The following is a 21,897-nucleotide window of genomic DNA, read 5'->3' as shown; positions in this document are numbered from 1 at the left end:
ACGCCGGACCAATGTCCTCATGCCCAGTGAAGCCGGATGTCAGAAGTCGCCATAGAGAAAGCGCTCGAAACGCCCCCATACCACGACGCCGCGCGCGCCAACCTCACACGGCTGACGATTGCGCAGGCACTGGGAGGTGCGAACTCGGCGGTGGTCTATTCCACCGGGGCGATCGTCGGCAACACACTCGCACCCGCTCCGGCGTTGGCCACAATGCCGATATCGATGTTTGTCGTCGGAATGGCGCTCTCCACGCTGCCGGCGGGTGTCCTCGCGCAGCGCTACGGTCGTCGGGTGGTCTTTCTGGTCGGAACGAGCTGCGGCGTGCTGGTCGGTCTCCTGGCCGCAATCGCGGTGGTGATCGGGTCCTTCTGGCTCTATTGTGCCGCAACACTCTTCGGTGGCGCTTATGCCGCCGTAGTGCTGTCTTTCCGGTTTGCGGCGGCAGATTGTGTCCCGGCGGATCGACGCCCGCGGGCATTGTCCCTCGTTATGGCAGGTGGTGTCCTCGCCGGCGTGATCGGCCCGCAGCTCGTCAACAACACCATGTATCTGTGGATGCCGCATCTGTTTGCGGCAAGCTACCTCGCCCAAGCAGCTCTCGCGGCGCTTTCGGCGCTGCTGCTCGTCGGCGTTCGCCTTCCAACGCCCACCAAGGTGGAGGCCGTGGGCGGCCGTCCCTTACGCATAATCGCCCGCCAGCCGCGCTTTGTAACCGCCGTGACCTGCGGCGTCGTCTCATACCTGCTCATGAACTTCCTCATGACCGCGGCGCCGCTGGCGATGCAGCTCTGCGGTCTGAGCCAGGAGTCCTCCAACCTCGCCATCCAATGGCATGTGGTAGCCATGTATGGTCCGAGCTTCTTCACCGGGCGCCTCATCACACGCTTCGGCGCGCCGCGCGTGGTCACAACGGGACTGTTGTTGACGGGTGCGTCCGCGGCTATCGGCCTTTCGGGAGTCGACGTCGCGCATTTCTGGATAACGCTTATCGTGCTCGGTGTCGGCTGGAACTTCGGCTTCCTCGGAGCCTCGGCGCTCGTGCTCGAATGCCATCGTCCCGAGGAGAAGGCGCGGGTGCAGGCGCTCAATGACTTCGCCGTGTTCGGAACGATGACCGTCGGCTCGTTCCTGTCGGGGGGACTGCTGACGGCCTACGGTTGGGGCACCATCCTGGCAGTTTCCTTCCTTCCCCTCGTGCTGGCGCTCGTCGTGCTCACCGGCACGTATGGGCGTGCCCCGGCACGATCGCGATAACAACAACCCCAATAGCGGATGTAGTCGCAATGAAGATTACCAAGGTCGAGACGCTGGAAATCGATCTCTCCGGGCAAAACGGCATGGCGCTCTGGCGGCCGATCTTCGCGCGGGTCCACACCGACGCAGGCATCTGCGGGCTCGGCGAGGCATCCCTGGCGTTCGGCACGGCATCGGAAGCCGTTGGCCCCATGATCCGCAAGCTCGCCGAGCGTTTCGTGCTGGGCCACGACCCGAACGACACCGAAACCATCTGGGAGCAGATGCTGCGCCAATCCTTCTGGGCGCAAGGCGGTGGGCCGGTGATCTTTGGTGCGATGAGCGCGCTCGACGCAGCCCTCTGGGACATCAAAGGCAAGGCTGCCGGGCTCCCGGTCCACCGCCTCCTCGGAGCAAAGACGCCGGAGCCGCTACGCTGCTATGCCAGCCAATTGCATTTCGGATGGGAGGCGCAGCACAGGATGCACGACGACCCCGCCGAATATCGGGAGACTGCGCAAAGAGTACGAGAGGAAAGCTATGATTGCGTCAAGCTCTGCCCGGTCTATGTCGCTGCGGGCGGCGGACGTGCACGGCATCGCAGCCTTCTGACGCCGCAAAATCGCAAACTCGCGCGGGCCCGGATGGAATCGGTCCGGGAGGCTGTCGGGTCGGACGTCGACATTATCCTTGAATTGAACGGGCTGACATCTGCCGCATCCGCGCTTCAGATTGCGGACTTTTGCGCCGAGTTCGACATTCTCCTCATCGAGGAGCCAACCCACTACAACAGTCCCGATGCCCATCTGAAGGTGGCCTCGCGCTCGCCCATTCCGATGGCGACCGGCGAGAGGCTCTACACGCGCTGGGGTTTCCTCCCCTATCTGCAGGCGGGCGCCATCGACATGATCCAGCCCGATGTCGGCCTCGTCGGCGGGATCTCCGAGGGCATGAAGATCGCGCATCTCGCACATGCCTATGACATCGGTGTCCAGGCGCATGTCTGCGGGTCGCCGCTTTCGACGGCAATCGCATTGCAGTTCGAAGCCGCCATTCCGAACTTCGAAATCCATGAGCATCACACCTTTTCGCTCAAATCCTGCAATCGCGACCTGTTCGAGGAAGACCTGCAGCCGGTCAACGGCCGTTTGGCTGTGCCGACCGCGCCCGGTTTCGGCATGACGCTCAGGAAGGATGCCGAGGCGCACATGGAGAAAACCACCGTCAGCCTCAAGTAGCAGTGCGGGGAACAAACAGGAGGAAGGAACAGCACTCGAAAACAGCATTTAAAATTCAGTTTCGCTAACAAAACCAATGGGGAACGAAAATGAAGAAAACCACATTCCTGTCAGTGCTCGGCGCTGTCGCGCTCCTGTCCAGTGCTGCCATGGCTGGCACGCTCGAGGAGGTGAAGGCGCGCGGCCAGCTCAACTGCGGCGTCAGCTCCGGCACGGCCGGCTTTTCCGCTCCAGATGCCAAGGGCGTCTGGCAAGGCTTTGACGTTGCCTTCTGCCGGGCGGTGGCCGCAGCCGTGCTCGGCGATCCGATGAAGGTCGAATTTGTCCCGACCACCGGACAGACCCGATTTACCGCTCTTGCCTCGGGCGAGATCGATCTCTTGTCGCGCGCCACCACATGGACCTTCTCGCGCGACACGGACCTCAAGCTGACCTTCGCGGGCACCAACTTCTACGACGGACAAGCCTTCATGGTGAAGAAGGCACTTGGTGTCACTTCCGCCAAGAAACTCAACGGTGCCACGGTCTGCATCCAGTCCGGCACGACGACCGAGCTGAACCTCGCGGAATATTTCCGAAGCAACAAGATGAGCTACGAGCCGGTACCGGTCGATTCAAGCGCTGAAGGCGAGCGTCAGTATCAGGCTGGCGCTTGCGACGTCTATACAAGTGACGGCTCCAACCTCGCCTCCGTTCGCGCGAGCTTCAAGAATCCCGAGGACCACCTGATCCTGCCCGAGATCATCTCCAAGGAACCGCTTGGGCCGGTCGTGCGCCAGGGCAACGAACAGTGGGCCGACATCGTGCACTGGACCCTGAATGCACTGCTCGAAGCCGAAGAATTGGGCGTGACGAAGAGCAATGTCGATCAACTCGCCGCAGGCTCGGACAATCCGGAAACCAATCGCCTGCTCGGCAAGGAGGACGATCTCGGCAAGATGCTGGGTCTCGATGCCGAATGGGCTAAGCGCGCGATTGCGGCGAGCGGAAATTACGGTGAGATCTTCGCCGATAACCTCGGTGGCAATACGCCGATCCGCATCGAGCGCGGGCTCAATGCACTGTGGACCAAGGGCGGCTTGATGTACGCCCAGCCGTTCCGGTGAGAAGACGTCGGGCGCGGGTTGAACATCGCGCGCCGTTCCTGAGGAACGCATAACCGCTACCGTCCCACTGTTGCTGATGCTGGCACTGCTGTGACGCACCTGCAGGGATATCGCCAATGGCACACGTAATCACTCTTCCAACTGCGGAGCCGCACCAGACCTTCCGATTGAGCATGCTGCTCAACGATAGCCGGTACCGTTCCTGCACGATCCAGGTCTTTGTGCTGATGTGCCTCATGCTCGGGATTGCCTGGCTGGTTGACAACACGATCCGCAATCTCGCGCTCTTGGGCAAGGATTTTTCCTTCTCCTTTCTGTGGAGCACCGCCGGCTACGATATAAACCAACGGCTCATTGAATACGACACGCAGATGACCCACGGCCGGGCCGCTATCGTGGGGCTTTTGAATACGGTCGTCCTTGCTGTCTTGTCTTGCGCCTGGGCAACGATCATCGGCGTAACGGCAGGGGTGCTGCGTCTTTCGAGCAACCCGATCGTGGCGCGGCTGATGACCGTTTACGTCGAGCTCTTCCGCAATATTCCGCTTTTGCTGTGGATCCTCGTCTTCGGTGCGATCATGAGCGAGGCAGTGCCGGCGCCAAGCGCGTTCAGGGGCGACAATGCCACGGCGAGCATGATCTTCGGCGCGGTGGCGATCACCAATCGGGGTGTGTTCATTCCCGAGCCGCTGTTTGCCCGAAATCTTGGCACGCTCGATCTCGGAATCGCGCAGCCCAGCCTCAATATTGTTTTCCTCCTGATGGTTGTCCTTGCGTGTGTCTTCGCCAATCGGGCGGTGCACAATCACGCCGATCGTGTTCAGAGCCAGACCGGGATCCGGCCGGTCACCTGGTGGAAGAGCGCCATCATCCTCACCGCGCCACTCCTCCTCCTGCTTTGGGCATTCGGCTTTCATCTCGGCTATCCCGAGCTGCGGGGTTTCAATTTCCAGGGCGGATTGCAACTGCGAAACGCGCTGATCGCAATGTGGCTCGGGCTCAGCATCTACACTGGTGCCTTCATCGCGGAAAATGTGCGCGCCGGCATATTGGCGATTTCGAAAGGCCAGACGGAGGCGGCGCACGCTCTCGGTCTTGGGCCGGCCAAGACGATGCGGCTGGTCATCCTGCCGCAGGCGCTCAGGGTCATCGTGCCGCCGCTGATCTCGCAATATCTCAACATCACCAAGAACACCTCGCTTGGCCTTGCGGTCGGCTACATGGATCTGCGCTCGACGCTCGGCGGGATTACGATCAACCAGACCGGTCGCGAACTTGAAGGCATGCTGCTCATCATGCTGATCTACCTGTCGCTGAGCCTGATCATCTCCGGATCGATGAACGTCTATAACGCCCGCCATCGGGCTGAAGGAGCGTTGATATGATCGACGGCAACCCTGCCTTTGTCCGGGGAGAACTGCTGCCCGCTCGCGAGCCGCCAGCCGGTGAGAAGGGCCTCCTCAAATTGTGTCGGGAGAATTTTTTCAGGGACTGGCTGAGCGCGCTCCTGACGGTCGCGTCGCTGATCGCGGTGTTGTTGATCGTGCATTCTCTATCGCCCTGGCTCTTCAACGCCGTCTGGAACGCCCGTTCGCTGAATGAATGCCGCGAGATCCTCAATGGCGCGGAAGGTGCCTGCTTTGCGGTTATCCGCGACCGATGGGCACAGCTTCTCTTCGGGTTTTATCCGCCGACCCAGTATTGGCGCCCAGTCCTGGCGTTCGGGCTGATGCTAGCGGCGCTGGCACCAATCCTCTTTCCGTCCGTGCCGCGCAGGTTTCTCCTGTTCAGCACCGTCTTCCCTGGCCTCGGTTACTGGCTCATCTGGGGCGGGAGCCTGTGGCTTCCGCTCACCGCTTACATCGGACTTGCCGTCGGCGGGATCGCGATGCGGCTCACGGCACGGCTCGGCGGCGGCATTGCTGCCGGATTGGCCTTTATCAGTGCGCTGACATGGTGGCTTGTCGCGTCTGGTCCGGTCACGACAGCACTCGCGCAGCTGCTGCCGCTGGCCCTTGCCACGGTCACATCCCGCGAAATGGGCGGGTTTCTGCTGTCGATCGTCATCGGCGTCACCGGCATCTCCCTGTCGCTGCCGCTTGGCATCGTTCTGGCGCTGGGGCGGCGCTCGACAATGCCGCTCGTCATGATGCTGAGCGTCGTGTTCATCGAGTTCATCCGCGGGGTGCCGCTGATCACGCTGCTGTTCACCGCCTCGCTGCTGCTCAACTCCTTTCTGCCGCCGGGGACCAATTTCGACCTGATCCTGAGGGTGATCATCATGGTGACGCTCTTTGCCACGGCCTATATGGCGGAGGTGATCCGTGGCGGGCTGGCGGCTTTGCCGCAAGGGCAGCACGAGGCAGCCGAGGCGCTCGGCCTCGACTACTGGAAGGCGCAGCGGCTGGTCATCATGCCGCAGGCGCTGAAGATCTCGATCCCCGGCATCGTCAATTCCTTCATTGGGCTCTTCAAGGACACGACGCTGGTCGTCTTCATAGGCCTCCTGGACCCGATCGCGCTCTCCAACTCGATCCGGGCGACGACCGACTGGCAGGGCATCTATTGGGAACTCTTCATCTTCATCGGCGGCCTGTTCTTCCTCCTCTGTTTCGGCATGTCACGCTACTCGATGCATCTCGAACGCCGCCTGAAAACCGACCATCGATAAGGAGCCGTTTACAATGGAGCCAGGTATTGACAACGAAACCGGCCGCAGCCGCGCGGGAGTATCGGAAGAGATTGCGATCCGGATTGAGGCAATGAACAAATGGTACGGGTCCTACCACGCGCTTCGCGACATCAACCTGAGTGTCAAATCGGGCGAGCGCATCGTGGTCGCCGGACCCTCGGGGTCGGGGAAATCGACGATGATCCGCTGCATCAACCGTCTCGAGGAGCATCAGTCCGGCAGGATCTTCGTCGACGGGATCGAACTGTCCTCGGACCTGAAGAACATCGACAAGGTGCGCTCGGAAGTGGGCATGGTGTTCCAGCACTTCAACCTCTTCCCGCATCTGACCATTCTGGAGAACTGCACGCTCGCCCCGATCTGGGTGCGCCAGACCCCCAGGAACGAAGCAATCCAAACAGCGATGCACTTTCTGGAGAAGGTCAAGATCCCGGAGCAGGCCCACAAATATCCGGGGCAACTGTCCGGTGGTCAGCAGCAACGGGTAGCGATCGCCCGATCACTGTGCATGAAGCCCAAGATCATGCTCTTCGACGAGCCGACCTCGGCACTTGACCCAGAAATGATCAAGGAGGTGCTGGACACGATGGTTGAGCTTGCCGAAGAGGGCATGACCATGCTCTGCGTCACACACGAGATGGCTTTTGCCCAGGCTGTGGCTAATCGTGTGATCTTCATGGACCAGGGCCAGATCGTCGAAGAAAACAATCCGCACGACTTCTTCAACAATCCGCAATCCGGCCGCACGCGGCTGTTCCTGAGCCAGATTCTGCGCCACTGACACGACCTCTGGTGCCAGTGCTCCCATTTCTCCCGGCGAGGTAAGCATGACCATGCATGCGCAGGCGATCAATTTCGACGAGGCCATAGATCGCCGCGGTTCGAACTCACTGAAATGGGACAGCGTCAAGGCGTTCCTGCCTGCGGAGGCGGCGGCTGCCGACCCGCTGCCAATGTGGGTCGCCGACATGGATTTCCGGGCCCCTCAGCCGGTCATCGACGCGCTCGTGAAGGCAGCGCAGGCGGCTGTATTCGGCTACTCCTTCGGCGCCAGCGACAGCTACGTCGCCGCTGTTACGGCTTGGCAATATCGCCGCTTCGGATGGGATGTGTGGCCGGAATGGGTGGTGCCGGTCTCCGGCGTCATCACAGCGCTCAAGACAATCGTGCAGGCCTTTTCGGCACCTGGGGATACTGTTCTGATCCAGCCACCGGTCTATGCGCATTTCCACGACGATGTGCTGGTCAACGGGCGGTTTCCCGTCAGCGCGCCCCTTATCCGGACAGAAGACGGCTATCGTTACGATGCGACCGTGTTCGAGGCGGCGATCCAACCGAACACCAGGATCTTCATTCTCTCAAACCCTCACAATCCGACGGGCAAAGTCTGGACGAAAGACGAGCTGCGCAGCATGGGCGAGATCTGCGCGCGCCGCGGAGTTCTCGTTGTCTCTGATGAGATTCACCAGGATCTGATCATGAATCTCGCCTGCATGCATGTGCCGTTCGCGAGTCTGGCTACCACTTTCGCTGAAAATTCGATCACCTGCACCGCACCTTCCAAGACCTTTAATCTGCCGGGGCTGCAATGCGCAAACGCCTTCATCCCCAATGAGCGTCTAAGGGCGCAATTCCAGCGCCAGTTGGAACGTAACCTCTATCCGAAGGTAAACGCGTTTGGCATGGTTGCTGCCGAGGCTGCCTATAGTCAGGGGGAGGCGTGGCTCGACCACCTCATCGTTTACGTGCGGGCAAACCACGCGCGTTTCGCAACCGAGATCAACAAGCTCAACGCGGGTCTGAAGGTGCTGCCGGCGGATGCGCTCTATCTGGCATGGATGGACTGCCGGGCTTTGGGAATGGATGCCGCAGCGCTTGAAACCTTCATGCTGACCAGGGCGCGGCTCTGGCTCGATAAGGGGCAGAAGTTCGGCTTGGAAGGACATGGCTATATGCGCGTGAACCTCGGCTGTCCACGCGCAACCGTCGATGAAGCGATCACGCGCCTCAAAGCCGCTCTCGCGGCGAGATGATCTGCGCCGCGAGAGGCGAAGCAAAGCTTGATCAGGCCGGCATCGCCAGCACGTCCGGGTGCTGCAGCGGTGCGTCTTTGATCCAGATCTCGGCGCCGTCAGGTCCGGTCGCGGCCTTCAGCGGTTTGCCTGCCGGCAACCGGCCCCAGCTCTGCGCTTCCAGTCGCTCGGCACCGAGGTCCAGGCTGCCTGACAGCACCAGGAATTCAAGACCACGGCGGTTTTCGACCGTGATCATCGCACCGGGCAGCCAGCGCTCGATCGAGACCCGTTCCTGGCCATCGTCAAACAGGACCCGTGCTGCTTCGGCTCCTTGGCGCGGAGGCACGGGATTACCCTCGCCAGGCTGGCGCACGATCTGGATTTCGTCGCCCTTGCGGTGTTGCCAGAGCCGCACGAAGATGGTGCAGCCGGAGTTGGACGCCGGCACGTGCGAGGTGCCGGGCGGGTTGCGGAAGTAGCAGCCCGCCGGGTAGTCGCCATGTTCGTCCTGGAACGTGCCCTCGAGCACGAGAATTTCCTCGCCGCCTGAATGGATGTGACGCGGGAAAGCGCTCTGCGGCGCATAGCGCACGATCGTGGTGGCGCGCGCGACTTCGCCGCCAACGCGGTAGAGCATTCGGCGGTCGACACCGGCCGCCGGGCTCGGCACCCAATCAAGTCTTGCGGCATGGACCACGATAGGTTTCGTCAGGTCTTCATTGATCAGCATTTGTCCCGTCTTCCATGGTCAGCACGATCCGGAACGTCGCCGCACCGGAGCGCATTCGTTCGACAGCTTCCTGGGCGCGCTCCAGCGGCATGATCTCGATCAACGGGCGGACGCCCGTCAGCACGCTGAAATCCAGGGCCTTCTCGTTCTCATAGGACGATCCGGTGATCGAACCGATCACGTGGCGTTCTCCTGTGACCAGATATCCTGTCGATACCTGCAGTGGTTCCTTGCCGATACCCAGAACAACAAGCCGGCCGTCCGGTTGAAGGGCGGGCATTAAGGCGGCGACGGCCGTCGGATTGCCGGTCGTGGTCAGGATCGCCCTCGCGCCGCCCAAGGCATTCAAGATTTCTGCGGCGTTTTCCCGTTCGGTGTCGACATAGCGATGCGCACCGAGCCCCATCGCATCCATGGCGATGCCGGCGCCTCGGCCGACCGCCACCACACGGAAACCCATCTTCCAGGCATATTGCAGCGCCATGTGCCCGAGTCCGCCAATGCCAAGTATGGCAACGGTGTCGCCGGCCTCGGCGCCTGACTTTTTCAGCGCATTGAAGGTCGCAATGCCAGCACACAGGATCGGTGCGGCCTCCACGGATAAAAGCTCTTTCGGAATCGAGACGAGCCCGGTTGCGCGTGCGATCATCATCTCCGCGTAGCCGCCGTCGCAGGCCGACCCGACGACGGGCTGCTTGCGACAGAGGTTAAAACGCCCTCGCCGGCAGTCGCTGCATTCGTTGCAATGGCCTCCGAGACGGCCGACGCCGACGCGGCTCCCCACCTTCCAGATCGAGGGCGTGTTCGCGCCAAGCGCGACGATACGCCCGACGACTTCGTGACCGGGAACACGGGGCGGGGTGAGCGCCGGGTCGACCCTGTCGATGTCGTTGGCATCGGCGCCGCATACGCCGCACGCCTCGACCGCGATCAGAACCTCACCGGATTCAGGCGTCGGGACCGGCCGTTCCACCAGTTCAAGCTTCCGGCCTTGGCCAACCTGCATAGCGCGATAGCTGCTCTTCATCGCCCTGGTCCTATGCCGTTGATCCGTCGGGAAGGGGGCGTGAAACCGTGCCGTCCGGAGTGATTAAACCGGGTGACGAGCTCATTGGTGATCCGGGTTGCCGCCTCGACAGCGCCGGCCAGGTAGCCCGGTTCGGTGATGCTGGTTTCGCTACCTGCGAGGGAAACATAATCCGCCCATTTTCCGTTGACCCACGGCCGCGGCTCCGGGTCCGGATGGCCGCCGGCCTGCCGGTCGTCTGCTGTTGCAGTCAGGGGATCGTCTGCCCAGTCCTTGAACAACGTCGCGCGGGGACTGGAGGCCTCAGGACCGAACAGCTGAGCGAGTTGCTTGAGAGCAGCGGCAATAATGGCGTCGCGACCAGTCGCGGCGCGCTCGGTCGCGGGCGCGCCGACGAAGCCGAACAAAGCTGCGTTGCCGGAAGCGGTTGTCGCATCGTGTATCTCGGCAAGCGGTCCCGCCATGCTTTGCGCCGTGCCGGAGAGTCCCGCAGCGCGCCAGAAGGGACGATCGTAGAGCGCGAAGAACTTTGCATGCGGCGCCATCCAGGTCGGGGTGCGCTGCCACCGTTCCAGCGTTGCGAACTCGAGCGCGGGCGAAAATAGTATTCTGGCCCCGATGAGACGCGGCGGCAAGGCGAAGAGGACATGCGACGCCTGCTCCCTCACGGTCGATCCGCTCGCAATGAGGTATTGCACAATGACGCCCTTGGCGTCGAGCGAGACATGCGTCACCTGTGCACCGAGTCTGATAGTCTCCGCCGGCAGGCCTGCGGCAAGCGCGGCTATGATCGCGCTGGTTCCCCCGACCAGGCGCACAGACTGCGGCTCCTGGCGCATGCCGCGATAGCGCTGCGGGGGTTCCTGCGCCATACGCTGAAAGATCACGTCACCGTCGCTATTCTGCTCGAAACAGGCCAGACCGAGATCATCCACGAGCCGCGCCATGGCGGGCTGCATGCCTGGCCAAAACCAGGAGGGGCCGAGGTCAAAGCCATCGTTCGATGGAACCCCTGCGGCATCGACGGAGACAATACGTCCCCCCAGACGGTCACGTGCCTCGAGAAGCTTGAAGCCGATGCCAGCTTGATGGAGGAGCCGTGCTGCGATAAGGCCCGCAAGGCCGCCACCGACGATCAGGATGCGTTGTGACACAACAAAAAAATCCTCAACAGATCGCCAGTTGCAAATCGACCCCGGCCACCATCACGCTGCAAGGGTCGCATACCATCTCGTGTCGCGAGGCGAGGGGCGCCGATGCAGGCGCTGGTCGAGCAAAAGCCGCGCCTTCGCGGTGTTACCGCTGCGCATGAACGACAGAAGCAACATGTCCTCGATCATCTCACGCTGGGCGCCACTGCCGCCGATGCGCACGACCTCGCCAGCCATCGGCTCGAGAATCCGGGCGCAATCTGCATAGTTTTCGTCAAAGAAACTAAGCGCCGCTCGGCATATTGCCGGCACCACCGGCCCTGCTGCCAGAGCTCCGGTTTCGACAAGGTCCGTCAACGATTGGACGCGCTCTTCTACGGCTTGCCTGTTGCCGACGGCCGCTGCGATCACCGCCATGTGCACATCCGCGAAGGCGAAGCCGGCTCTCTGGAAACAGTGGTCGCAATAGCTTGACGCCTGTGCCCAAAGTCCGGCCGGCACAGTGTGGCCATAGGCTTGCAGCCGCCACAGGAAAGAAGCGGCGTCGCTGACCACGTTGACCGGCATTCCATTCGACACCGAAGGCTGCACGTGGTCTGCATAGATCGCAAGCGCGCGCGCCGGATCGTCCCGCTCCAGGGCTGCCAGTGCGGAATGCCACGCGATGTGGCCATGGAGGATGCCTGCGCGATCGTAGCGAGGCAGCCAGCCCGCGATCAACCGTTCAGCATCTTCGTTGGCACCCCCCTCATACATTGCATGGGACAGCGCGTGCGCCGCATTGGCGTTTTCGATCCTCAGATCATAGCCGCGCTCGGTGAGGTCCCGGCCGTGAGTTACATTGCCGTTCTCCGTATGCGCCCAGCCGAGATAGGTGATGAACCACCAGTCGTCGGCCCCGAAATTCGGGGCAAGGCGCTCGCAGAGATCCACTCGCGCCTGGTCGTGATCTGCCATCCCCGAAAAGGCAAAAAGCCCGAAGGCGCCAAGCGGCAATGAAAGGATCAGAATGTCGCGCGGCCATTGCTCGGCGTGCTGAAGTGCGCGCGCCAGCGCCCTGGCCGCCTGTCCGTTGATCGCCAGTGAGAGGACTTGGACATGGCTTCGCTCCCGCTCGGTTCCGTGGCGGGCGACAAGTTCTTCGGCTTTTTCGATCTTGGCCTTGGCGCTTGCAATTTCGGAGCGCACCGCATGAAGGCGAGCGCGGGCAGCATAGGCAAGAGCGAAATCCGGGTCTGTCGCGATCGCCTCGTCGAGAGCCTCTGCCGCGCCGGGCCAAGCAGACAATAGAAGATCGACCCCGTGGCGGTAGCGCCCGGCCGCCAAGTCAGACGACGTCGACAATGGAAGTCCATGGTTGTCCAAATCGTTCATTAGCGATATCCCCTCGAAAAACACATTCGCGTGCAATCAATCGTCAAGGATGATAGTGGGTGGCTCTTCGTCTGTATCGCGACAGATAGACAAACAATGTCGACCAGCTGTCATGCTATCATCGGATCACCATTGCTACGCTGAACACGACCTGCCCGGCGTATCTGTTCTCTTTGTTGGAGTGGATCAACAGATCAACTGCCAACCCCGCGGCGAATGAACTTGCGCCCCGCCCGAGGGCTCGACGACTTCGAGGCCGCGCTCACTGTCTTCCGGCTGTGACGCCGCCGTCGACGGGCAAGATCGTGCCGGTGATCCATGACGCCTGTTCTGACGCCAGAAACAGAATCGCCTCGGCGACGTCACGCGGCTTGCCGTTGCGGCCGAGCGGGTGGAAGGCGCCGAAGGTCGGAAGCACTTCCTTCACCTGATCCTCGGACATGAAGGTGTTGTAGACGGGTGTCTCGACCACAGCCGGCGCCACTGCATTGATGCGGATCTTATGCGGCGCAAGTTCAATCGCGAGATTGCGGACCATGGCATGCACCCCGGCATTGGCTGCCGAATAGGCCGCCGACGGCGTTGCGCCGATCGCCTGGATCGCCCACATCGAGCCGGTCTGAACGATCGCGCCGCCGTTGTCCTTCATCGCCTTGGCGGCAGCCTGCGCCGTGAAGAACTTACCCTTCAGGATCGTGTCAAGATACCAGTCGTAATCCGCCTCGGTGAGCTCGAGGAAGGGCTTGGGATTGAACACGCCCGCGTTGTTAACCAACACATCGAGTTTGCCGAACTTCGAAATCGCGGCCTCGACGAGCGCCGCGCCGGTTTCCGGATTTGCAATATCTCCAGCAGACACAACCACGTTTTTCCCGCTCGGATCAATTTCCCGGGCAGCTGCTTCGAGCTTGGCGAGGTCGCGGCCGTTGATTGCGACCTTGGCGCCCTCGGCCACAAACCGCGCTGCTGTTTCTTTGCCGATGCCGGAGCCACCGCCCGTGATAGCGGCGATTTTTCCTTCAAAACGCATATCTGTCTCCTTATACCTAATTGCCTGTCTATCTATCGATAGATAAGTGAGCCCTGCATAGACGTTGCGTATTGCGATTGCAAGCGCTATCTATCAATAGATAGAGAGGTTTCATGAGCGAAATGGCAGATGCGATCATGGACGCCGCGGAAAAGAGGATCCGGCTGGGCGGGTACGGCGGTTTCAGTTTCCGCGACATCGCTGCCGATGTCGGCGTGAAGAGCGCCAGCGTTCACTATCATTTTCCGACCAAGGATAAGCTCGCCGCTACGGTCGCGCGCCGCTACACGGATCGCTTTGTGGCGGCGGTGGACCGTCGACTTGCCGCGGGTGAAGACATCATCGGCGCATCGCGCCATGTATTCCGAGATGCCTTGTTCAACGACGGTAAGATGTGTCTATGTGGCGCCTTGGGCGCAACCGCGTCAGATCTTTCAGAGGAAGTCAGGCATGAGGTGCAACGGTTCTTCCGGCTGGCTCTCGACCGATTGCAGCAAGCGGGCGTGGCGCCGGTCGATGCAGTTCAAGTGCTCGCCACCTTGGAGGGCGCGATGTTGACGGCGAATGTGCTCGAAAACCTGTCATTATTCGACAGCGGGACCGAGACGTTGAAGATGAAAGCGGCGTCCCCCGGCTCGTCCCATCAGTGGCGGTAGGTTGTTCGCTTTGGCTTGCCAGAGACGCGGGGATGGCCGTCGACATGTTTTGGCACCAATAGAACGGCAATGAACGGCTTTCAATTTGAACTTGCAAAGCTGTGAGCCTGAGCACGACCGGTCATGATAGGCTGATAGATACCCTGAACCGTGTGTCACAGGAAGCGTCGACCTCATTTGACATATTAAACCGTTGCAGCCATTGACTGAGCGGGCCCACTATTATGGGTGAGCCAAGCTTGGTTGCAGCCGTCGGCACCGGCGTCGACAAGGCTATAGGCCCGCTCGCGTATCGGCAGGCAGGTGAGGTGGAGCCCTGCGACCTGTTAACGGTGCGGGACGGTGTTGCTACGTTTTATCACGTGAAGGTCGACGTTATCGGCGCAGCTAAGCCACCTTTTCAATCAGGGCGTCAACGCCGTCGAGTTGATGCGACTGGAGCCGCGGGCCATCGACAAGCTGGAAGCGCTCGTACGCGCGCTGATGGCGGGCGGCGACCCGGATGCGCTTGTCGCTCTTGTACGAGAGCGCAGATATCGCACCGTGTTTGGCATCGTCACCCGTAAGGATCCTGCCGGGAGGTCACTGAACCTGCCGTTGTTTTCCAGGATCAGCCTCATGCGCGGGATGAAGGCGCTGCAGCTCATGGATGTGGCGGGGGAGCGTCATTTTCATCGCGGATCAGGCCGTTGCCACCGGAGGCCGGAAGAAGAAGCGGAAGAAGAAAAAGCGCCCCAGCAGCCGCAGGAAATACAGGCTGAGGCCGCAGAGTAGTAGAACGGAATGGCGCGCTTGGAGAGGTGGCGGGAGACGCTGCCGAGGAGTACGTCCGTTGCCGCGTGCCAGCGCGAATTGCTGCGAGGCATACAGTGCCGAAGGCGATCTTTGATATATCTCGCATCGGCGAGAGGGAGCTTTAGCAGTGGCGTGCCTTTACTGATCGATGCGGGGACGCTTTAGGTGTTGGAGTTGAGACTATCGAATACATGACCCGGCACTGCCCTAAGCCCGTCGAGAGCAAGAAGCTTGCTCTCGTTGAAACGAAGGAGCAGCTTGTCCTCGACGAAAACGAACTGTCATCACATCGCACATATCTGATGCAGCCGTGGTCTCTCCTCGGAGCTTGCATCGAAGCTCCATTGCCAACCGCAACCAAGTAATCCGGGAGTGATGTCCGTTCGACCCGCCGAGGAGGCAGACTTGCCAAAGCAGGATTGGGACCTGGCTTTGGGAGGAGGGGACATTCATGCAGTGCCAGTTCCAGGCAACCACGCTAAAATAGTGAGCAACCCAAAAACCGCCGGGTTCTGGATCGAGCCATTTCAACGGCCCTACTCAGAAGCCTCACTTCTTAAACACATCCCAGAGAATTTTCTCGATCGTTTGGCCCTCCAGGTGCTTGCCATTCAACCCATTCGACATCATCGCCAGATGGGAGGTTCGGCCATCCAGCAGCTTGAACGGTCCCGAGCCTCCTGGTCCGCCCCCGCCGTTATGCGCCTCGGCTCGCCAGCACCCATTCGACAAATGCAGAAAGTTCCGAGACACTCACACCGCGATCCGCGGCCGTCCTGACGCCACCGCGACCACATGCGCCTCGATGAACATGCGCTGGCCCTCGATGGTCGAGACCTTGAACTCGGTGGCGACGTCGATCTCGGCGCTGTCGGTGCCGGCGTCCTTGGCGCGCCCGGCTGCGATCGCCCGCACATCGGCTTCAGCCGCCTCGATCGCCTTCGCCTCGTCGGTGAAGTCGCGTACTGTCTGGCCCGACGCCAGGCGGAACAGCCCTTCCTTCGGCTGGCTGACGCGGGCTTCGGCCGAGACCCGCACCTGGCCGACCACGGCGCCCAGCGCGTTGGCGACATCGGTATCTTCCGGCACGATGCAGCCATTGCCGACAAGCGGCAGGCCCGCATAATGCAGCGGCGCGGAAGCGCCGAGGCCGATCACCGGACGGTCGAGCGCGACGGTGAAGCGGGCGATGCCTGGATGGCCATCGACCGCGCGCTGCACCAGCGCGTGCGCGACGGTCGCCGCGCCGTCCAGGCCATCCTCGGCGAAGGCTGTTTCGAGGATGTATTCGGCCGACCAGCGGGTGAGCGTGACCAGCACGCGCTGCGAAATCTCCTCAGGCGTGGCAGCGATCGCCTGGCCGCGGCCGTCGCGGCGGCGGGCGAAAAGCTCTGCGCCCAGCCGGGCGGTGGCGGCGTCCCAGTTCGACTGCTTGCCCAGCACATGGGCAGCGTCGGACGGCGTGAAGCCGCAGATGTGCACGAGCCCCCGCGTAACCAGACGGTTCAGCGTGGCGTTCTGCGCGTTGGACGAGAGCAGCCGGTCGAGCGCCAGCGGCGCTGCGCCGATCGCCTCATAGAGCTTCGCTTCCGGCGCGGTGAGGCCGGCGGCGAGGCGATCCGGCACGCCGGTGCGCACGGCAAAGCGCCCGTCCATGCGGCCGGGATTCGGCGCGCGCAGCTGCCGTTCCAGCTCGGCGGTGACCGCCTCGCCATGCGCCATGCCGGCAAGCGCCAGCGGCACCAGGCGGCGCGGCCCGAGCAGGATCTTCGGATCGAGCGCGCCGTCTTCCAGCGCCACTTCCGAGTCGCCGCCGAGGCCGAAGGTGCGCATGGCGACGGCCTCGACCATGGTGCGGAAGCCGCCGACGGTGGCGCCTTCCGGATCGAGGCGAGGACGGCCGCCATCGAGCACGGCGACATCCGTGGTGGTGCCGCCGATATCCGACACCATGGCGTCGTCCAGCCCGGTCATGTGACGGGCGCCGACAAGGCTGGCGGCGGGGCCGGAGAGGATCGTCTCGATCGGCCGTTGGCGGGCAAAGGCCGCCGACACCAGCGCGCCGTCGCCGCGCACCACCATCAGGGGCGCCGCGATGCCGCGCTTGGCCAGAAATCCTTCGGTCGCCGCGACCAGCCGGTCGATCATCGAGATCAGGCGGGCGTTGAGCAGCGTGGTGAGCGCGCGGCGCGGGCCGCCGAGCTTTGCCGAAAGCTCGTGGCTGGCGGTGACCGGCAGGCCGGTCTTCTCGCGGATCAGGTCGCGAGCGGCAAGCTCATGCGCCGGGTTGCGCGTGGCGAAATAGGCGCAGACGGCGAAGCCGGACACCGAACGCCCAAGCTCGGGGAGTGCGGCCTCGAGGCCGGACAGGTCGAGCTTGGCGGCATTGCCATGCACGTCATGGCCGCCGGGGCAGAACACCACCGGATCGGTGCCGAGCGCCGTCTTCAACCCGTCGCGGGCAAGATCGGCCTCGGAAAAGCCGATCATGACGAGCGCCACGCGCCCGCCCTGGCCCTCGACCAGCGCGTTGGTGGCCAAGGTCGTGGACATCGAGACCAGCTTGATCGCGGCAGGATCGGTCCGGGATTTCTCCAGCACCGCATCCACCGCGCCGGAAATGCCGACGGCGAGATCGTGCCGGGTGGTCAGCGACTTCGCCTTGGCCAGAACCTTGCCCTTGGGGCCGCCCTCCTCCGACCACAGCACCGCATCGGTGTAGGTGCCGCCGGTGTCGATGCCGAGGAAGAGGGGTTTTGGCTGCCGCGTGGCCATCATAAAGAATCGGGATCGAAGAGGAGGCGTCGGCCGAGGGGCGAGCTTTCTGTAGACGTGAAATCGTTCAAAACCCGCAGCCTAGCTCATTTCAATCGAACCCTTGCGATCGTCCGCATGCGCGGCCGCAGCCTGCACCACACTTATACCGATGTCTCAGTAAGCTTGGACCTGTATTCCTCATCCAGGATGGCAGGCAGGGGAATCTTCTTGGTTCGCGCGCCGTCGACGGAGATCATCTCGCCGCTGACAAAGCTTGATTCCTCACTGACGAGCCAGAGCACGGCGTTGGCGATTTCCTTTGGGGCGCCAATTCTCCCAGCCGGGTGAAGATAACTCAGCTCACGCTCGATCAGTTTTCGGTCCGGATGCATCTCGACATAAGCCCGGTTGAGGTCCGTGTCGATCCAGCCGGGACACACGGTGTTGCAGCGAATGCCGTCCGGTCCGAGATCGACCGACAGCCCAAGCGTCAAACCGTGTACACCCGCCTTGGTGGCCGCGTAGGCAGTATGCCAGGGGTTGACCATGTAGCCCTCCACCGAGCCGATATTGACGATCGCACCAGAGCCGGCACGCCTCATCTCAGGGACAACGTACTTGGCCATGAGAAACGGTCCACGAAGATTGACCGCCATGAGCCTGTCCCAATCTTCGGCGGTCTGGTCGTCAATGGACTTATGAATGACCATGCCAGCATTGTTGACTAGGATGTCGATCCTGCCGAACCTCTCTAGCACCTGGTCCACAAAGGCGCGAATGGAGGCCTCATCTGTTACGTCCAAAACGAGGAACGAGAGCTTCCCTGCGTTGGTGGCATCAGCGCGTCCCTGAAGCAGATCACCGACGGCGACCACGCAGTCCTCCTCCGCCAGCCTCTCGGCGATTGCACGTCCAATCCCCTGATTGCCACCGGTGACGACGGCAACCTTGCCCGCTAGCCGATTACCCATGAATTCTCCTATCCAGCTGTGAAGCCGCCGTCGATTGGCACGGCAACCCCTGTGATGTGTCTTGCTTCGTCGCTTGCGAGGAACAAGGTCAGGCTCGCGATTTCCTTCGGGGTCGCCACGCGACCCTGAGGATTGGAATCGATATTCCGTTGGAGGACCCCAGCTGCAGTGACCGGCGTCTTGTGGGCTGACACGAGCATCGGCGTGTCTACCGCGCCCGGGCAAACGGCATTGATGCTGATCTGTTCTTTGGCGTGGTCCAGGGCCATGGCCTGCGTCAGTGAAACGACTGCACCCTTCGACGCGCAATATGCGACCAGACCTGGACAGCCAACCAGCCCGACGTTCGACGCTATGTTGACGATGCTGCCTCCGCCGGACGTCCTCATGGCCCGGACCGCAGCGCGGCTGAAATAGAAGACACCGTTGACGTTGGCCTCGAAGGTCTGGCGCCACTCGTCATCCGATGTCTCAACAGCGTTTCCACGACGGATAATGCCCGCGCCATTCACCAGCACACTGACTTTTCCGAACCTCTTCACGGTGGATCCAATCACCTGATCGGCGAACGCCGAGTCAGCCACATCACCCAGCATCAATTCGGCCTGGCAGTCGTGCTTGTGGACCAATTGCATCACCTTCTGGCCCCGCGCCCGGTCGCGGCCGACCAGCATTAGCGCTGCACCCGCCGCAGCGAAGCCTTCTGCAACCGCCGCCCCGATTCCCGATGTCGCGCCCGTAACGATAACCACCTTGTTCGAATGTCTCATCCAAGCCTACTTGTCACATGGTGGGGAGGCCGATGATTGGCCAGCCTGATTGCCTTTCAATTCGCTTAGCGCTTGTGTCTCCCCGTTCGCAAGCGACCAAAAAATCATGCGGCGGACAAGCTGAAGTTATCGCCCTCTCCAGGCCGACTTGACCAAATGGCCAATCGGGCCGGCGGCTAGATCATCTCCATTCTCGCGAGGGCCAGTTAGCCAAGAATTGCGCGAATTCCATCGGGAGCGTTGCCGCTATCCTGGCTATGACTCTGAATTATGCGACCAGCAGTAATACTCATTTGAATGGCGCGCGCTCCCCTATAGATTGTCTGACGGCCGATAGTTTCACGTAGCCTCCCCGTCCGAGGAGTGGGAGACGAAGGCTGCAGCAAGAGGGCAAAGTCTGATGAGGGAAAAAAGCTCGCATCGCCAGCCCCCGACGGATTTGTAATCAATGACAACTGGAGCGATCTGCGCCAATTCAGGCCCATGCCGGATATAGATTCGAATGGCTTGACCGCTATCGCAAGGGGCGGCTGAGAGCGGGCGTTCCGAAGGCTGGCAGGTAACGAGGTGAGAGAACAAAAACTTCTGGGCCGTTACATCCTGATCGCGGAGGATAACAACTCCGTTGCAGTCAGCCTGGGAGAGGCATTCGGGGCGCAAGGCGCGAAGGTCCTTTATCCCTTCGCTACCATCGAAGATGTCCTCGACCTGATCATGTCCTCACAGCCAATAGACGCTGCCGTGCTCAGCCTGACGCTGCAGGGCGAGGAAACGTTCGTTGCCGCGGAAAATCTGGTCCGCCGCCACATCCCTTTCGTGTTTCTGAAGGGCCACAACGCCCCCGAAATCCCGGGCCATTTCGAAGGCGTCGGCCGGTTCGACAAGTCCGGTAATCTTGCCGATACCGCTCACCATCTGACAAGGATCGTTTTGGCAACTTCGCAGGGCGGTGCTCGCGGATAGCCGCGCAACTGAAACTGCCGCCTGGCGCCGCAGGAATTGAAGGCCCGCGACCGGTCATGATCTCTGGTTATCGATGAGCCGAATAATACTCATTTGAAGTTCGCGGCCCGACGGCGTTATCTCAGTAACAAATGGCTCTTGGGCGCAAGGGAAGGTACGGCCGAGCAAGCAACGGCAAGGCGGTCTAGCCGGCTCGGAACCGGTCGCGCCAAGCTTGGGCGGGATGCGTTCTGGAGAACGCGAACCAGACAAACGGCGAGCGGGATAGGTGGAATGAAGATAAGGCGCATCCGGGTTTTCCGCAAAAGTCTGCCTGTCCCTGGCGGCAAGGTCACGATCGGGCAGGCCACGCTTGCCGCCTTTGATTCCACCATCGTTGAGGTCACCTCCGATACCGGCGTGGTCGGTTGGGGCGAGACTTGTCCGATCGGGCCGACTTATGCTCCCAGCCACGCGCTTGGAGCCCGCGCCGCAATCGTGGAAATGGGTCCCGGTCTGATAGGAGCCCCCATTAGCCCGGGCCTGCTGCATCGCAAGATGAACTCACTGCTAAATGGGCACTCCTACGCAAAGGCAGCGTTTGACATTGCGGCGCACGATTTGATCGGCAAGAAGACGGGAATGCGGGTGGCGGACCTGTTGGGCGGCGCCGCGACCGAACGTGTTCCATTCTACTTCTTCATCGGCGTTGGCGATGCTGACGAAGTGGTTCGGTCCGTCAGGGAGGCGCAGGCGGGCGGATATGTTCGCATTCAAACGAAGATTGGCGGGCGTCCTGTCGACCATGATATCGAAGTCATCCGTAAGGTTGCCGAGGTCATGAAAAAGGGCATGCGCTGGGCTGTCGACGGCAACAGGAGCCTGACCATGCGCGATGCGATCCTGCTCAGCCAGCAATGCAGGGACATTCCATTCGTTCTTGAGCAGCCCTGCAACACGCTTGAGGAAATTGCGGCCATACGCCCGTCGGTGCAGCATCCCATCTACATCGACGAAAATGGCGTTGACCTCAGCACTGTGATCCAGGCCGCCGTCAATGGCCTGTGCGATGGCTTCGGGATGAAGGTGACGAGGATCGGCGGGCTGAAACCGATGGCGGCGTTCCGGGATATTTGTGAAGCTCGCTCGCTACCGCATACCAGTGACGATAGCTGGGGAGGCGATATCACCGGGGCTGCTTGCGTCCATCTTGGAGCCACGGTGAGGCCGAACTTGTTCGAGGGCTGCAGCTGGGTCAACAAGATCTCCGAAGAGAGTCACTACGATCCAAACAACCCAATTCGAGTGACGGACGGCCACGTTTCACTACCGACCGGCCCCGGCCTTGGGCTGGAGGTCGATGCGGCGGTATTTGGCGCACCAATCGCGGAGTTTTGACCGCGGTCC

The 21,897-nt window shown here is 61.7% G+C and carries 18 protein-coding genes and 1 pseudogene; 11 read left to right on the top strand and 8 right to left on the bottom strand.

Annotation, left to right across the window (positions count from 1 at the left end; all coding sequences use genetic code 11):
* Positions 1-36 precede the first annotated feature (36 nt).
* The 7 genes from DPM35_RS26655 to DPM35_RS26625 all read left to right on the top strand — a co-directional run bounded on the left by DPM35_RS26655 (position 37) and on the right by DPM35_RS26625 (position 8,305).
* The gene (locus tag DPM35_RS26655; RefSeq protein WP_112130175.1) at positions 37-1,257 is read left to right on the top strand and encodes an MFS transporter; all 1,221 of its coding nucleotides are present in this window, start codon (positions 37-39) and stop codon (positions 1,255-1,257) included.
* A complete protein-coding gene (locus tag DPM35_RS26650; protein WP_245431652.1) occupies positions 1,161-2,474 on the top strand; it encodes a mandelate racemase/muconate lactonizing enzyme family protein in 1,314 nt (437 codons plus the stop codon). Before DPM35_RS26655 ends, DPM35_RS26650 begins: the two co-directional genes overlap by 97 nt.
* A gap of 89 nt (positions 2,475-2,563) precedes the next feature.
* Positions 2,564-3,580, top strand: coding sequence for an amino acid ABC transporter substrate-binding protein (locus DPM35_RS26645; RefSeq protein ID WP_112130173.1), 1,017 nt, complete (start codon positions 2,564-2,566; stop codon positions 3,578-3,580).
* Between the two features lie 116 nt (positions 3,581-3,696).
* The gene (locus tag DPM35_RS26640) at positions 3,697-4,965 is read left to right on the top strand and encodes an amino acid ABC transporter permease (RefSeq protein ID WP_198419729.1); all 1,269 of its coding nucleotides are present in this window, start codon (positions 3,697-3,699) and stop codon (positions 4,963-4,965) included.
* Positions 4,962-6,251: an amino acid ABC transporter permease gene (locus DPM35_RS26635; protein WP_112130171.1), complete on the top strand. Its 1,290-nt coding sequence runs from the start codon at positions 4,962-4,964 to the stop codon at positions 6,249-6,251. The genes DPM35_RS26640 and DPM35_RS26635 overlap by 4 nt, the downstream gene beginning before the upstream one ends.
* 13 nt (positions 6,252-6,264) lie before the next feature.
* On the top strand, positions 6,265-7,053 hold the full coding sequence (locus tag DPM35_RS26630) for an amino acid ABC transporter ATP-binding protein (protein WP_112130170.1): 789 nt from the start codon (positions 6,265-6,267) through the stop codon (positions 7,051-7,053).
* 46 nt (positions 7,054-7,099) lie between these two features.
* Positions 7,100-8,305 carry a MalY/PatB family protein gene (locus DPM35_RS26625; RefSeq protein ID WP_112130169.1) on the top strand — a complete coding sequence of 402 codons (1,206 nt, stop codon included), beginning with the start codon at positions 7,100-7,102 and terminating at the stop codon, positions 8,303-8,305.
* Positions 8,306-8,336: 31 nt separating this feature from the next.
* On the opposite strand, the gene DPM35_RS26620 is transcribed toward DPM35_RS26625, so the two are convergent.
* The 5 genes from DPM35_RS26620 to DPM35_RS26600 form a co-directional block, all read right to left on the bottom strand.
* Positions 8,337-9,017: a cupin domain-containing protein gene (locus tag DPM35_RS26620; protein ID WP_112130168.1), complete on the bottom strand. Its 681-nt coding sequence runs from the start codon at positions 9,015-9,017 to the stop codon at positions 8,337-8,339.
* On the bottom strand, positions 9,004-10,044 hold the full coding sequence (locus DPM35_RS26615; RefSeq protein WP_112130167.1) for an alcohol dehydrogenase catalytic domain-containing protein: 1,041 nt from the start codon (positions 10,042-10,044) through the stop codon (positions 9,004-9,006). Before DPM35_RS26615 ends, DPM35_RS26620 begins: the two co-directional genes overlap by 14 nt.
* Positions 10,041-11,198, bottom strand: a complete 1,158-nt coding sequence (locus DPM35_RS26610; protein WP_112130166.1) for a flavin monoamine oxidase family protein — start codon at positions 11,196-11,198, stop codon at positions 10,041-10,043. Before DPM35_RS26610 ends, DPM35_RS26615 begins: the two co-directional genes overlap by 4 nt.
* Before the next feature lie 51 nt (positions 11,199-11,249).
* Positions 11,250-12,569, bottom strand: coding sequence for a tetratricopeptide repeat protein (locus DPM35_RS26605; protein ID WP_112130165.1), 1,320 nt, complete (start codon positions 12,567-12,569; stop codon positions 11,250-11,252).
* A gap of 262 nt (positions 12,570-12,831) precedes the next feature.
* Positions 12,832-13,599: an SDR family NAD(P)-dependent oxidoreductase gene (locus tag DPM35_RS26600; protein ID WP_112130164.1), complete on the bottom strand. Its 768-nt coding sequence runs from the start codon at positions 13,597-13,599 to the stop codon at positions 12,832-12,834.
* Positions 13,600-13,712: 113 nt separating this feature from the next.
* Here DPM35_RS26600 and DPM35_RS26595 point away from each other — a divergent pair, with 113 nt between their 5' ends.
* Both DPM35_RS26595 and DPM35_RS26590 read left to right on the top strand, forming a co-directional pair.
* Entirely contained in the window at positions 13,713-14,255 is a 543-nt protein-coding gene (locus DPM35_RS26595; RefSeq protein WP_112130163.1) for a TetR/AcrR family transcriptional regulator, read from the top strand.
* A 381-nt stretch (positions 14,256-14,636) separates the two neighbouring features.
* Positions 14,637-15,029: pseudogene (locus tag DPM35_RS26590) on the top strand (TIGR04141 family sporadically distributed protein); the annotation flags it as partial.
* Between the two features lie 774 nt (positions 15,030-15,803).
* On the opposite strand, the gene DPM35_RS26585 reads toward DPM35_RS26590, so the two are convergent.
* The 3 genes from DPM35_RS26585 to DPM35_RS26575 form a co-directional block, all read right to left on the bottom strand.
* On the bottom strand, positions 15,804-17,828 hold the full coding sequence (locus tag DPM35_RS26585) for a hydantoinase/oxoprolinase family protein (RefSeq protein ID WP_112130161.1): 2,025 nt from the start codon (positions 17,826-17,828) through the stop codon (positions 15,804-15,806).
* Positions 17,829-17,968: 140 nt separating this feature from the next.
* A complete protein-coding gene (locus DPM35_RS26580) occupies positions 17,969-18,778 on the bottom strand; it encodes an SDR family NAD(P)-dependent oxidoreductase (protein ID WP_112130160.1) in 810 nt (269 codons plus the stop codon).
* Between the two features lie 8 nt (positions 18,779-18,786).
* Complete coding sequence (locus tag DPM35_RS26575; protein WP_112130159.1) at positions 18,787-19,548, bottom strand: SDR family NAD(P)-dependent oxidoreductase; 762 nt, start codon at positions 19,546-19,548, stop codon at positions 18,787-18,789.
* Positions 19,549-20,115: 567 nt separating this feature from the next.
* Between DPM35_RS26575 and DPM35_RS26570 the strand changes: the two genes are divergently transcribed.
* Together DPM35_RS26570 and DPM35_RS26565 are read left to right on the top strand one after the other, a co-directional pair.
* Positions 20,116-20,511 (top strand): response regulator, encoded by a 396-nt coding sequence (locus DPM35_RS26570; RefSeq protein WP_112130158.1) that lies wholly within the window; start codon positions 20,116-20,118, stop codon positions 20,509-20,511.
* 273 nt (positions 20,512-20,784) lie between these two features.
* Positions 20,785-21,888: a mandelate racemase/muconate lactonizing enzyme family protein gene (locus tag DPM35_RS26565; protein WP_112130157.1), complete on the top strand. Its 1,104-nt coding sequence runs from the start codon at positions 20,785-20,787 to the stop codon at positions 21,886-21,888.
* The last annotated feature ends 9 nt before the right edge of the window (positions 21,889-21,897 follow it).

Origin of the sequence: Mesorhizobium atlanticum, assembly GCF_003289965.1 — a bacterium.
GTDB classification, from domain to species: Bacteria; Pseudomonadota; Alphaproteobacteria; order Rhizobiales; family Rhizobiaceae; genus Mesorhizobium; species Mesorhizobium atlanticum.
Note: the sequence above shows the minus strand (reverse complement) of the source record. Positions and strands in the feature narration are given on the sequence as shown.